The sequence below is a fragment of the Streptomyces sp. NPDC102270 genome, from assembly GCF_044766405.1.
Taxonomy (GTDB): domain Bacteria; phylum Actinomycetota; class Actinomycetes; order Streptomycetales; family Streptomycetaceae; genus Streptomyces.
The window spans coordinates 25,985-39,020 of record NZ_JBIWLX010000001.1; the positions used below are offsets into that span (position 1 = coordinate 25,985).

10 protein-coding genes are annotated in these 13,036 nt (G+C 71.4%); 7 read left to right on the forward strand and 3 right to left on the reverse strand.

Annotated elements, in window-relative coordinates; translation table 11 throughout:
* The first annotated feature begins 17 nt into the window (after nt 1-17).
* Together ACIRP7_RS00105 and ACIRP7_RS00110 are read left to right on the forward strand one after the other, a co-directional pair.
* Nucleotides 18-257 (forward strand): hypothetical protein, encoded by a 240-nt coding sequence (locus ACIRP7_RS00105; RefSeq protein ID WP_403651708.1) that lies wholly within the window; start codon nt 18-20, stop codon nt 255-257.
* Between the two features lie 24 nt (nt 258-281).
* The gene (locus ACIRP7_RS00110; protein ID WP_403651711.1) at nt 282-932 is read left to right on the forward strand and encodes a LysE family translocator; all 651 of its coding nucleotides are present in this window, start codon (nt 282-284) and stop codon (nt 930-932) included.
* 3 nt (nt 933-935) lie between these two features.
* Here the strand turns inward: ACIRP7_RS00110 and ACIRP7_RS00115 are convergent, their stop codons facing one another.
* Complete coding sequence (locus ACIRP7_RS00115) at nt 936-1,862, reverse strand: oxidoreductase (protein WP_403651714.1); 927 nt, start codon at nt 1,860-1,862, stop codon at nt 936-938.
* 124 nt (nt 1,863-1,986) lie between these two features.
* Between ACIRP7_RS00115 and ACIRP7_RS00120 the strand changes: the two genes are divergently transcribed.
* Together ACIRP7_RS00120 and ACIRP7_RS00125 are read left to right on the forward strand one after the other, a co-directional pair.
* Nucleotides 1,987-2,514 carry a hypothetical protein gene (locus ACIRP7_RS00120; RefSeq protein WP_403651716.1) on the forward strand — a complete coding sequence of 176 codons (528 nt, stop codon included), beginning with the start codon at nt 1,987-1,989 and terminating at the stop codon, nt 2,512-2,514.
* Between the two features lie 79 nt (nt 2,515-2,593).
* On the forward strand, nt 2,594-2,989 hold the full coding sequence (locus ACIRP7_RS00125; protein WP_403652989.1) for an excalibur calcium-binding domain-containing protein: 396 nt from the start codon (nt 2,594-2,596) through the stop codon (nt 2,987-2,989).
* Between the two features lie 138 nt (nt 2,990-3,127).
* Here ACIRP7_RS00125 and ppdK read toward each other — a convergent pair whose 3' ends face one another.
* Both ppdK and ACIRP7_RS00135 read right to left on the reverse strand, forming a co-directional pair.
* Nucleotides 3,128-5,848 carry a pyruvate, phosphate dikinase gene (gene ppdK / locus ACIRP7_RS00130; protein ID WP_403651718.1) on the reverse strand — a complete coding sequence of 907 codons (2,721 nt, stop codon included), beginning with the start codon at nt 5,846-5,848 and terminating at the stop codon, nt 3,128-3,130.
* 405 nt (nt 5,849-6,253) lie between these two features.
* Complete coding sequence (locus ACIRP7_RS00135; protein WP_403651720.1) at nt 6,254-7,456, reverse strand: ROK family protein; 1,203 nt, start codon at nt 7,454-7,456, stop codon at nt 6,254-6,256.
* Nucleotides 7,457-7,577: 121 nt separating this feature from the next.
* On the opposite strand from ACIRP7_RS00135, the gene ACIRP7_RS00140 reads away from it, so the two are divergent.
* The 3 genes from ACIRP7_RS00140 to ACIRP7_RS00150 all read left to right on the forward strand — a co-directional run bounded on the left by ACIRP7_RS00140 (nt 7,578) and on the right by ACIRP7_RS00150 (nt 12,887).
* A complete protein-coding gene (locus ACIRP7_RS00140) occupies nt 7,578-9,053 on the forward strand; it encodes an MGH1-like glycoside hydrolase domain-containing protein (RefSeq protein ID WP_403651722.1) in 1,476 nt (491 codons plus the stop codon).
* Entirely contained in the window at nt 9,050-10,987 is a 1,938-nt protein-coding gene (locus ACIRP7_RS00145) for a glycogen debranching N-terminal domain-containing protein (protein WP_403651724.1), read from the forward strand. The genes ACIRP7_RS00140 and ACIRP7_RS00145 overlap by 4 nt, the downstream gene beginning before the upstream one ends.
* Nucleotides 10,988-11,156: 169 nt before the next feature.
* A complete protein-coding gene (locus tag ACIRP7_RS00150) occupies nt 11,157-12,887 on the forward strand; it encodes a CDP-alcohol phosphatidyltransferase (protein WP_403651726.1) in 1,731 nt (576 codons plus the stop codon).
* Nucleotides 12,888-13,036 lie beyond the last annotated feature (149 nt).

Below are 13,036 nucleotides of genomic sequence, written 5' to 3' on the forward strand. Positions count from 1 at the left end.
GGCACCGGGACGAGGCGGTGGTCACGACCGGGGCCCGCCGCGTCGTCCTCATGCACTGGGACGACTTCTTCCTCGACCTCCACCGGCTCCTGCGGCCGATGCCCTACTTCGTGGACGACCTCGACGCCACGACGAGCCGGCTGCTGCCCTGGCCCGCCGCGACGGTGTCGACGTCGCCCTGCCCGTCACCTGGCACCCGGCCGCCCCTCTCGCGGGCCCAGCGTGAACCGTCGGCGGAAATCCGCTGGAGGGTGTGAGCCCCCCGTGCTTGCATGGGCGCCATGGTGTCCACCGACCGTCTTCTCGCCTTCGCGGCCATGTCGTTCCTGCTGATCGTGGTGCCCGGGCCCAGCGTGCTGTTCGTGATCGGCCGGGCGCTCGCGCAGGGCCGGCGGGCCGCCCTGACCACGGTGGCCGGGAACACGGTCGGCGCGTACGTGCTGGTCCTCGCCGTGGCGTTCGGGGTCGGCTCGGTCGTGGAGCGCTCGGTGCTGGTCTTCACCACGCTCAAGCTCGCCGGTGCCGCCTACCTCGTGTACCTGGGCGTCAAGGCGTGGCGCGGACGCGGCTCGCTGCGCGCGGCGTTCGCCGAGGACGTCACCGCGGCCGCGGCGGAGCACGGTGGTCTGCGCACGTTCGGGGAGGGGTTCGCGGTCGGGGTGACCAACCCCAAGACCATCGTGTTCTTCGCCGCCGTACTGCCGCAGTTCGTGGACCGCGGCCAGGGGCATGTGGCCGCACAGATGCTGCTGCTCGGCCTGGTGTTCAACGTCATCGCGCTGGTCTCCGACGCCGTGTGGGGGCTGGTCGCGGCGACCGCGCGGGGCTGGTTCGCCCGCTCGCCGCGCCGCCTGTCCCTGGTGGGCGGGGTCGGCGGACTGACCATGATCGGGCTGGGTGTGACGGTGGCGGTGACCGGCCGCAAGGACTGAGGCTCAGACCTTCAGGGCGTCGTACGTCACCCCGGTGAGCTCCTCCGAGGCGGTCCAAAGGCGCTGGGACGCCTGGTCGTCGCGGGTCCAGGGGGCCCGCCAGGAAGGGGCCGGAGCACCGCGCCACCCGGCCCACGACGGGCCGGTGAAGGAGTCCGGGAGGACGCCGGGGGCGGTGGCGGCGTAGAGGGTGGGCAGGGCCCCGGCATCGGCGGACTGGGCGAAGCACCGGTTGCCGACCCGCATGAAGCGTTCCGCCGCCCCGCGGCCGGCCATCTTCGGGCCTGCCGTCTGGAGGTTGGTGGCCGCGTACCCCGGGTGCGCCGCCGCGGCGATCACGTCCGAGCCGTGGACCGCCAGTCTGCGGGCCAGTTCGTGGACGCAGAGCAGGTTGGCGGTCTTGGAGCGGGCGTAGGCGACCCAACGCCGGTAGCGGCGCTCGCTGTTGAGGTCGTCGATGTCGATGTTGGCCAGCGCGTGCGCCGTACTGGAGACGGTCACGACGCGCGCGGCGGGTGTCGCGAGGAGCGCCGGCAGCAGCAGGCCGGTCAGCGCGAAGTGGCCCAGGTGGTTGGTGCCGAACTGGGTCTCGAAGCCGTCCGCCGTCGTGCCGTACGGCAGTGCCATCACGCCCGCGTTGTTGACCAGCAGGTCGAGGCGGCCGTGGGGGTACGCCGTCGCGAACTCCCTCACGGAGGCCAGGTCCCCGAGGTCCAGGCGGGCGAACTCCACGTCCGCGCCGGGGACTTCACCGAGCAGCCGGTCCCGGGCCTCGGTGCCCCGCCTCTCGCTGCGGCAGGCGAGCACCACGCGGGCGCCCCTGCGGGCGAGCTCCCGGGCGGTGACGTACCCGATACCGCTGTTGGCCCCGGTGACGACGGCCACGCGTCCACTCTGTTCGGGGACGTCCTCGACGCTCCAGCCTGACATGACCGCTCCCTCCGCAGACGGGGTGGCGTCCATGAGACCCACGGGACCCCCCCTACGAGCGCGGCGTACCGGATGTAATCCGTCCCGTCGCCATCCCCTCACGTAACGCCTCCAGGGGGACGACATGGCCAACCCGTACAACAGCCAGCCCACGCCACCTTGGCCGCCGACGCCACCGGCGGCGCCGTCCGCTTCCCGGCCGGCCCCCAAGTGGGCCCGCAAGCGGTACGTCCTGCCCGCCCTCGCGCTCGCCCTCTTCCTCGGCGTCGGCATAGGCAGCGGCGGCGGCGATCAGAACAAGACGGCGAGTGACGCGAAGCCGGCCGCCGCCAAACCGCAGCCGACGGTGACCGTGACGACGACCGCAACGGCCACGGCGACCCCCGACCCGGAACCCGCACCCACCGTGACCGCCACCAAGACGGTCAAGGTCACCCGGACGGTCACGGCCCAGGCGGAGGCGGACACCGGCTCCGGGTCCGACCCGGGCTCGGACAGCGTCTCCTACGCCAACTGTGGACCGGGACAACGACGGGGTGGCCTGCGACAGCTGAACCATGGGCGACGGGTTTGCGGAGGGCTACCGTCCGGTCACGTCACGTTCGCATCACGGGTTTCTCATGTCGCCGACACGGCATCCGCTCCTCACTAGGTTCGTCACCTCATATCCGACTGATCGTCACTTCTTGATCATGTGCACGGATATCACCATGAACCCGGAAGGACCTGCTGTGAACCTGCTCCGCAAGCCCGGCGCCGTCGTCGTCGCCGCGCTGGCGCTGGCCGTGCTGCCGGGCGCCGCCTCGGCACACGACGGTGACCACCCGTTCGAGAACTGCTCCGAGGCGTACGCCGCCGGCTACGCGAACATCCCGGAGGGCGACGAGCACTACGGCAGCCATCTCGACCGGGACGGCGACGGCATCGCCTGCGACCGGCCGCCCGCGGGCTTCAAGGCCCACGACGACAAGGCGGCGGCCGAGGACACCGGCAAGAAGGGCACGCACCTCGCCGAGACCGGCGGCGGGGGCGACACCACCGTGTACCTCGCCGCCGCGGGCTCGGCCGTCCTGCTCACCGGCGGTGCGCTGGTGTCGTCGGCCCGCAGGCGCCGCGCCACCCGCTGAGGCGCGGACACGGGAGAGGGGGCACCCCCGCACAGGGCGCCCCCCTCTCTTCGTGATCCGGAACCGCCGACCATCGGATGAGGGTCGGGGACGGGCGGCGGATCCGGGGTTCAGTGGCCGTCAGAGGCCGCCGGCGGCCTACCGGTGGTCGCTTCCGTTCGCCGTGATCGCCGCGCGTCCCGCCTCCAGGCGGGCGACCGGGATACGGAACGGCGAGCAGGAGACGTAGTCCAGACCCACCTCGTGGAAGAAGTGGACCGACTCCGGGTCACCGCCGTGCTCACCGCAGACGCCGAGCTTGAGGTCGGGGCGGGTCTTACGGCCCGCCTCGGCGGCCAGCTTGACCAGGGAGCCCACGCCGTCCTTGTCGATCGTCTCGAAGGGGCTGACGCCGAAGATGCCCTTCTCCAGGTACGCCGTGAAGAAGCTCGCCTCCACGTCGTCCCGGCTGAAGCCCCACACCGTCTGGGTGAGGTCGTTCGTGCCGAAGGAGAAGAACTCCGCCGCCTCCGCGATCTGACCGGCGGTCAGGGCGGCGCGCGGGAGCTCGATCATCGTGCCGATCGACAGCTTCAGCTCCACACCCGTCGCAGCCTCGACCTCCGCGACGACCTGGTCGGCCTCCTCGCGGACGATCTCCAGCTCCTGGACCGTCCCCACCAGCGGGATCATGATCTCCGCGCGCGGGTCCCCCTTGGCGTTCTTGCGTTCGGCCGCCGCCTCCGCGATCGCCCGGACCTGCATGGTGAACAGGCCGGGGATGACCAGACCGAGGCGTACGCCGCGCAGGCCCAGCATCGGGTTCTGCTCGTGCAGGCGGTGCACCGCCTGAAGCAGACGCAGTTCGTTCTCGTGCGGCTCCTGACGGGACTCCGCCAGGGCCACGCGGACCGACAGCTCGGTGATGTCGGGGAGGAACTCGTGCAGCGGCGGGTCGAGGAGCCGTACCGTCACCGGCAGCCCGTCCATCGCCGAGAACAGCTCGACGAAGTCCTGCTTCTGCAGCGGGAGCAGCGCCTTCAGCGACTCCTCGCGCTCGGCCTCCGTGTCGGCCAGGATGAGGCGCTCGACCAGCTCACGGCGGTCCCCTAGGAACATGTGCTCGGTACGGCAGAGGCCGATGCCCTGCGCTCCGAAGCGACGGGCGCGCATCGCGTCCTCGGCGTTGTCCGCGTTGGCCCGGACCCTGAGGCGGCGCTTGCGGTCCGCGAACGCCATGATCCGGTGGACCGCCTCCACCAGCTCGTCGGCGTCGTTGGCACCGGCGTGCATACGGCCCTCGAAGTACTCCACGACGGGAGAGGGCACGACCGGGACCTCACCGAGGTACACCTTGCCGCTGGAGCCGTCGATGGAGATCAGGTCGCCCTCCTCCACCACGTGTCCGCCCGGCACGGTCATCCGGCGCCGCTTGGTGTCGACCTCCAGCTCCTCGGCGCCGCAGACACAGGTCTTGCCCATGCCGCGCGCGACGACGGCCGCGTGGGAGGTCTTGCCGCCGCGGGAGGTCAGGATGCCCTCGGCCGCGATCATGCCGTCCAGGTCGTCGGGGTTGGTCTCCCGGCGGACCAGGATGACCTTCTCGCCCGAACGCGACCACTTGACGGCGGTGTACGAGTCGAAGACCGCCTTGCCGACGGCCGCGCCCGGCGAGGCCGCGATGCCCCGGCCGACCTGCGCGACCTTGGTGTTCTCGTCGAAGCGCGGGAACATCAGCTGGGCGAGCTGGGCGCCGGTGACCCGCTGGAGCGCCTCGGCCTCGTCGATCAGGCCCTGGTCCACCAGCTGGGTCGCGATGCGGAAGGCGGCGCCCGCCGTGCGCTTGCCGACCCGGGTCTGGAGCATCCACAGCTGACCGCGCTCGATGGTGAACTCGATGTCGCAGAGGTCCTTGTAGTGGTTCTCCAGCGTCGCCATGATCTGCATCAGCTGGTCGTACGACTTCTTGTCGATCTGCTCCAGCTCCGCGAGCGGGACGGTGTTGCGGATGCCCGCGACGACGTCCTCGCCCTGGGCGTTCTGGAGGTAGTCGCCGTAGACGCCCTGGTGGCCGGAGGCGGGGTCACGGGTGAAGGCGACACCGGTGCCGGAGTCCGGGCCGAGGTTGCCGAAGACCATCGAGCAGACGTTGACGGCCGTGCCCAGGTCGTGCGGGATGCGCTCCTGACGGCGGTAGAGCTTGGCGCGGTCGGTGTTCCAGGAGTCGAAGACCGCGTGGATGGCGAGGTCCATCTGCTCGCGCGGCTCCTGCGGGAAGTCCCGGCCCGCCTCCTTCTTGACGATCTTCTTGAAGGCGGTGACCAGCTTCTTGAGGTCGGCGGCCTCCAGGTCGGTGTCGACCGTGACCTTCTTGGCCTCCTTGGCCTTCTCGAGGGCCTCCTCGAAGAGGTCGCCGTCGACGCCGAGGACGGTCTTGCCGAACATCTGGATGAGGCGCCGGTAGGAGTCCCAGGCGAAGCGGTCGTCGCCGGCCTGCTGGGCGAGGCCCTGGACCGACTTGTCGGAGAGCCCGATGTTGAGGACCGTGTCCATCATTCCCGGCATGGAGAACTTCGCGCCGGAGCGGACCGAGACCAGCAGGGGGTCGTCGGCCTGGCCGAGCTTCTTGCCCATGCGCTGCTCCAGCGCGTCGAGGTGCGCACTCACCTCGTCACGCAGTGCCGCCGGCTCCTCGCCGCTGTCGAGGTAGACCTTGCAGGCTTCGGTCGTGATGGTGAAGCCGGGGGGAACAGGGAGTCCCAGGTTGGTCATCTCGGCGAGGTTCGCGCCCTTGCCACCCAGGAGGTCCTTGAGGTCCTTGTTTCCCTCGGTGAAGTCGTAAACGAACTTCGCTACGTGGGGTTCTTTGTTTTCCGACACGGGTCCGACTCCCTCGAGGACGCGGTGGCTGCCCTGACGGCGAGGAACATACCCAGATCGAAGGCTTCTGGGTACGTCTGCTCGGGCGTCATACGCCCGTAACCAGTCGTCTGCCAGCGGATCGAAAGTCAAAGCTTGGCAAGCGACGGAGCCCCAGTGTTTTCATTTCTTGAACACACCAACCCTCACAGCCCCCTTGAGGCGCTCACCTGAGCGAGGATTCGCACGCTTGATTTCGATCGATGAACGATCAAGGGGTGGCACTCAGTGCCACCCCTTGGAGAAGTGCAATCGCTCATGATCCGCTCATCCGAGCGCACGCCTTCTCAAGGGTGGCGAGAATCACGCTGCCACAGGAGTGCGGATTTCACCATGCGGACGGCTCTCCGGACAAAAACACGGACGTCATACACCCATGGCCAGCAACCGCTCCTCGACCCGCTCGGGTGCGTACAGATGCTCTACGACCAGGGCGCCCGCCCCCACCAGCCCGGCCCGCTCCCCGAGCCGTGAGGTGACGACCTCCAGGCGGGCGGTGGAGCGCGGCAGCGCCCGCTGGTACAGCAGCTCCCGGACCCCCGTGAGGAAGGAGGTTCCGGACAGATCCCCGGCGATCATCAGGACTCCGGGGTTCAGCAGGGTCACGACCGTCGCCAGGACGTCCCCGACCTGCCGCCCTGCCTCGCGCGCGAGCGCCGCCGCCTCGGGATGTCCGGACGCCAGCAGGTCCCGCACATCCGATCCGGAGGCCGCGGGCACCCCGGCCGCCGCCAGCCTGCGGGCCACGGCACCGCCGCTCGCGACGGCGGCCAGGCAGCCGTAGGACCCGCACCGGCACAGCGCCTCCGCGCCCGCCGGCACCCGGATGTGGCCCAGGTCGCCGGCGCCGCCGTCGATGCCCCGGTAGACCGAGCCGTCGACCACGACACCGGCGCCGATGCCGGTCGAGACCTTGACCAGCACGAACGCCGAGCAGTCCGGATACGCCGTGCGCTGTTCGCCGTAGGCCATGAGGTTGGCGTCGTTGTCGACGAGCACGGGGAGGGGGCCGGCCCCGGTGTGCTCGCTGAAGGCTCCGGCCAGGCGGCCTCTTATGTCGTAGCCGTCCCAGCCGGGCATGATCGGCGGCTGGACCACCCGGCCGCTCTCCAGGTCGACCGGCCCCGGCACGGCGAGCCCGATCCCGCAGACCTCCGCGGCCCGGTGCCCCGCCTTCTCCACCAGTTCGGCGAACCAGCGGCCCAGCTCGCCGAGCACGGCGTCCGGGCCGTCCTCGATGACCAGGGTGCCGCTGTGCTCGGCGAATATCTCGCCGGTCAGGGACAGCACGGCCGCGCGGGCGTGCCGGGTCTCCAGGTCGGCGGCGAGGACGACCGCGTGGGCGTCGTCGAACTCCAGCGTGATGGAGGGGCGGCCGCCCAACGGGGAGTCCACCGGGCCCCCGGCGCCCTCGCGCAGCCAGCCCGCGCGAAAGAGCCGGTCCAGGCGCTGGCCGACGGTCGCCCGGGACAGTCCGGTGGCCTGCTGGAGCGCCCCGCGCGTGACGGCTCGCCCGCTGCGGACCAGTCCGAGCAGATCTCCGGCGCCGGTCTGACTCCGTCCGGTCATGCGCACCCCCTTGTGTTTCTCAACTCTGCATTACATTCTGGGTTTTGCGTGTTAAATAGACGTAACCCTACGGTAGCCCTGACCGAACCGGGTCAGCCATACGTCTTTCGGGGAGCCCCGAGTGGATCGCACTGCCCAGCTCATCACCCGTTCCGCGGAGCGTTCGTTCGCATACGATCCGCCGGGTTCGTCACATCCGCTGCACGTCGGGGCGGCGAGGGTGCTGAACGGCAACTGGACCGGCGCGTCCACGGTCCCCTCGCGCGGTCTGTACCCGCACCAGTGGTCCTGGGACTCCGCGTTCATCGCGATCGGCCTGCGCCACCTCTCGCCGCTGCGGGCACAGACCGAGCTGGAGACCCTGCTGGCGGCCCAGTGGGGCGACGGACGGATCCCGCACATCGTCTTCAACCCCTCCGTCCCGCTCGACGCGTACTTCCCGAGCCCCGACTTCTGGCGCTCCTCGACCGCGGGGCACACCGCGGGCGCCCCGCGCACCGTACAGACGTCCGGCATCGTGCAGCCACCGGTGCACGCTCTGGCCGCGTGGCTGGTGCACCGCGCCGACCCCGGCCTGTCCCGGGCGCGCGGCTTTCTCGCCCGGGTCTACCCGCGCCTGGCCGCCTGGCACCGCTACCTCCTGCACCGCCGGGACCTGGGCGGAGGGGGCCTCGCGTCCGTCGTGCACCCCTGGGAACAGGGTATGGACAACAGCCCGGCCTGGGACCTCCCGCTCTCCCGCGTCACCCCGGCGCCGGCCCGCTCCTTCCGCCGCGCCGACCTGGACCACGGGGCCGCCGAGGACCGGCCCACGGACCTGGACTACGGACGGTACGTGCGGCTGGCGACGGACTACCGGGACGCCGGGTACAGGGACGGGCCGGGCGGGGGTCGTGGTGTCGGCGGCGGCACGTTCGCCGTCGAGGATCCCGCGTTCAACGCCCTGCTCATCGCCTCCGAGCATGCCCTCGCCCGGATCGCCGCCGAGCTGGGCGCCCCCGGCACGGCCCGGCACGCGCGCGCGGAGCGGCTCACGGCGGCGCTGGTCGAGCGGCTGTGGGACCCGGCGAGCGGGATGTTCCTGTGCCGGGATCTGCGGGCGCCCGCTGCGGACGGGCGCGGCGCCCTGATCCCCGAGCGCGCAGTCTCCGGCCTGATCCCGCTCCTGCTCCCCGACCTCCCGCGGGACCTCGTCGCGACGCTCGTGCGGACGGTCTGCGGCCCCCACTTCGGGCTGGGCACCAGCACCCGCCTGCTCCCCAGCTACGACCTCCTCGGCGAGGCCTTCGACCCGCACCGCTACTGGCGCGGCCCGGCCTGGTTCAACACCGCCTGGCTGCTGGAGCGAGGGCTGCGCACCCACGGCAAGCGCCAACAGGCCGACGCGCTGCGGGAGTCGGTCCTCGAACTCGCCGGGGCCACCGACTTCGCGGAGTACGTCGACCCGTACACCGGGGAGGCCTGCGGGGCGACCGGCTTCAGCTGGACCGCCGCGCTCGCGCTCGACCTGCTGCACAGCGACACCGCGGTCACGCTCGGCACGACGGTCACGGCGGACATGGAACTCAAGGGACTCAAGGGAGGGGACCTGCGATGACGGACCGGCATCATCTGCTTGTGCACGGTGGGACGTTCGCTGCCGTGGGGGACGGCGGGGACATCAGCGGTGTCCGGAACGGCAGCTCACCGGACGGGTTGTTCGTGCGGGACGCCCGGCACCTGAGCCGCTGGCAGCTGACGGTCGACGGCGCGGTCCCTGAGACCCTGTCGCCGGTCGCCGACGGGGACACCGCGCGCTGTGTCCTGGTTCCGCGGGGCGGCCGTCAGGAGCCCCCGGCGCACACCCTCTTCCGCGAACAGGCGGTGGGGGACGGCTCGTTCGTCGAATCCCTCCGGGTCACCAGCAACCGCCCGGTCCCGACGACGGTCCGGCTCGCGGTCACCGCGGACGCCGACTTCACCGACCAGTTCGAACTCCGCTCCGACCACCGCACCTATCCGAAGACCGGCGCGACCCGCTTCCGCGAAGTCCGCGAGGACGGCGTGGAGTTCAGCTACCAGCGCCGCGAATGGCGGTCCTCCACGACGGTGACGGCCGAGCCCGTCCCGGACGGTGTCGAGGAGACGGGCACCGGGGCCAGGCGTCTGGTCTGGACGCTGGACCTGGAGCCGCACGGCACGGCCGAGCTGACCCTGCGCGTGATGGCCCGCCCGCACGGCGACCGGCGGGCCCGCCGGGTGCCGAGTTCCCCCGCCGCCCTGAACCGCGAACTCCTCGCGGCGGAGGGCGAGTTCGTGGAGGGAGTCGCCTTCCCGACCGGCTGGCCGGAGCTGGCGGCCGCCTGTGCCCGCGGTCTCGCGGACCTCGCCTCGCTCCAGGTCCCGGCGACCGGCCCGGACGGCGAGGAACTGCGGGTCCCGGCCGCCGGAGCCCCCTGGTTCCTCACCCTCCTCGGCCGTGACGCCCTCCTCACCGCGCTCTTCGCCCTGCCCTACCGCCCCCAGCTCGCCGCCGCGACCCTCCCCGCGCTCGCCGCGACCCAGGCCACCGAGACCGGCGCGGCCGCCGTGGCCCAGCCCGGCAAGATCGTGCACGAGGTACGGCACGGGGAGCTCGCGCACTTCGAGCAGGTGCCGTACGGCCGCTACTACGGCTCGGTCGACGCCACTCCCCTGTTCCTCGTCCTCCTCGGCGCGTACGTGGAGCACACCGGGGACGTCTCGCTCGCCCGGCGCCTGGAGCCCCACGCCCGCGCCGCGATCGGCTGGATGCTCGACCACGGCGGCCTCACCTCGCGCGGCTACCTCGTCTACCGCTCCGACCAGGGCGGCCTCGCCAATCAGAACTGGAAGGACTCCCCCGGCGCGATCTGCGGCGCCGACGGAACGCGGGCGAGCGGGCCGGTGATGGCGGCGGGCGCCCAGGGCTACGCCTACGACGCGCTGCGCCGGACGGCGTCGGTCGCGCGCACGGTGTGGGGCGACGAGACGTACGCGGCGCTCCTCGAACAGGCCGCGGCGGATCTGCGGGACCGGTTCCAGCGGGACTTCTGGATGCCGGACCGCTCGTTCCCGGCGCTCGCCCTGGACGGGGAGGGCCGGCAGGTCGACGCGCTGGCCTCCGACGCCGGGCATCTGCTGTGGTCGGGCCTGCTCGACAAGGAGTACGGCGAGCTGGTGGGGCGGCGGCTGCTGGCGCCGGACTTCTTCTCCGGGTGGGGGGTGCGGACACTGGCGGCCGGACAGGCGGCGTACCACCCGTTGTCGTACCACCGGGGATCGGTGTGGCCGCACGACAACGCGCTGATCACGCTGGGGCTCGCCCGTTACGGCCTGCACGACGAGGCGCGGGCGGTGGCGCACGGGCTGGTGGACGCGGCGACGGCGACCGGCCACCGCTTGCCGGAGGTGCTGGCGGGGTACGGGCGGGACACCCACGGCGAGCCGGTGCCGTACCCGCACGCGTGCGTGCGGGAGTCCCGGTCCGCCGCGGCCCCGCTGGCCCTGCTGACGGCGGTGGGAGGCGCGTGAGCGAAGGGGATGGGCCGCCGGCCGGAATCTGACCGTTGACCAAGCGTTGGTCCGGTGTTTGCCCTGACCGGTGAACTCGGGACCTGAGCCCTCCGTACGGGACTGTGGCGGATCCGAGACCCCATATCGGATCCGCCTTCTCCCAGGACCCGTACGGAAGGACCCTCGGGTGTCCGAGACCCTTGCAGAGAGCACGTCACCCGAGGCCGAGGCGACGGGTACGGACGGTCCGCCGGCCGGGAAGCCGTCCTGGCGGACCGCGCACCCCACCGCCGTACGCAACATCCGCTGGGCCCTCAACATCCTCGCCGCCCTTCTCGTCCTCGGGGCCCTGCTCCTGCCGAACAAGCTCACCCATCTGCACCTGCGGGAGTTCGTGCGGATTCCGGCGGAGGCCATCCTCGGGGCGGCCGTGGCGCTCGCGCTGCCGCGTCGGCCCCGGCTGGTGGTGGCCGCCGTATCCGGCGCGGCGCTCGGTGTGATGACGATCCTGAACCTGCTCGACATGGGGTTCAACGACTACCTCGGGCGGCCCTTCAATCCCGTCCTCGACTGGGAGTTGCTCGACGACGCGCAGTCGTACGTCGCGGACTCGATGGGCCGGGCCGTGGCGGTCGGAGCCGTGATCGGCGTCATCGTCCTCGTGCTCCTGCTGCTGTCCCTCATGACGCTGGCGATGGTCAGACTGAGCGGCCTGCTGGTCCTGGACCGCCGGACCGCGACCCGCGGAACCCTCCTCGCCGCCACCGTCTGGGTCACCTGCTCCGCTCTCGGCCTCCAGATCGCCGGCGTCCCACTGGCCTCCCAGCACACCGCCGCGCTCACCGCGCGCGAGGGCCAACAGGTGCTGCAGACCGTGCGGGACGAGGCGGCCTTCGCGAAGGTGGCCAAGGTCGACGCCTTCGGGAACACGCCGGGCTCCCAGTTGGTGCCCGACCTGCGGGGCAAGGACATGATCTTCACCTTCATCGAGAGCTACGGCCGCAGCGCCGTCGAGGATCCGGCCATCGCGCCGGGCGTCGACAAGACCCTCGACACCAGCACCGCGGCCCTCGCGAAGGCCGGCTTCCACGCGAAGAGCGGCTGGTTGACCTCGGCGACGTACGGCGGCAGCAGCTGGCTCGGCCACTCGACGACCCTCTCCGGCCTCTGGATCGACAACCAGCAGCGCTACCGCACGGTCATGGCCAGCGACCACCTCAGCCTCACCAAGGCCTTCAAGAAGACCGGCGCCTGGGACACGGTCGGGGTGATGCCGGGCGTCCAGAAGGGCTGGCCCGAGCAGAAGTACTACGACCTCGACAAGGTCTACAACGCCTTCCAACTCGGGTACAAGGGCCCCAAGTTCAGCTGGTCGACCATGCCCGACCAGTACGCCCTGGAGGCCTACCAGCGCCAGGTCCACAGCAAGAAGCGCGACAAACCGCTGATGTCCGAGATCATCCTGACCTCCAGCCACCAGCCCTGGGCCCCCATCCCGAAGATGGTCGACTGGAACGACCTCGGCGACGGCTCGGTCTTCAAGGCCATCCAGAAGGCGGGCAACAAAGCCTCCGAGATCATCGCCGACCCCACCCGCTCCAAGCAGGAGTACGGCAAGTCCATCTCCTACTCGGTCACCTCACTGACCCAGTGGCTGGAGCGCTACGGCAGCGACGACACGGTCCTCGTCTTCCTCGGCGACCACCAGCCGATCGCCCGGGTCAGCGGCGAGAACGCCAGCCGTGACGTACCGATCTCGATCGTCGCCAAGGACCCGAAGGTCCTCGACAGGATCGCGTCCTGGAACTGGACGGACGGTCTGAAGCCGGCGCACAACGCCCCGGTCTGGAAGATGAGCTCCTTCCGAGACCGCTTCCTGACGGCGTACGGCTCGACGCCGCATCCATCCAAGGGGTGACGCGGGCTCGGACGGGGCGCCTGAGGGGGCGCCGGGTCAGGTTGTCGGGCGGCTGCGGGGCCGTGGGGGCTGGTCGCGCAGTTCCCCGCGGTACCGCTGCGCTGGGCTCGGACGGGGCGCCTGAGGGGGCGCCGGGTCAGGTTGTCGGG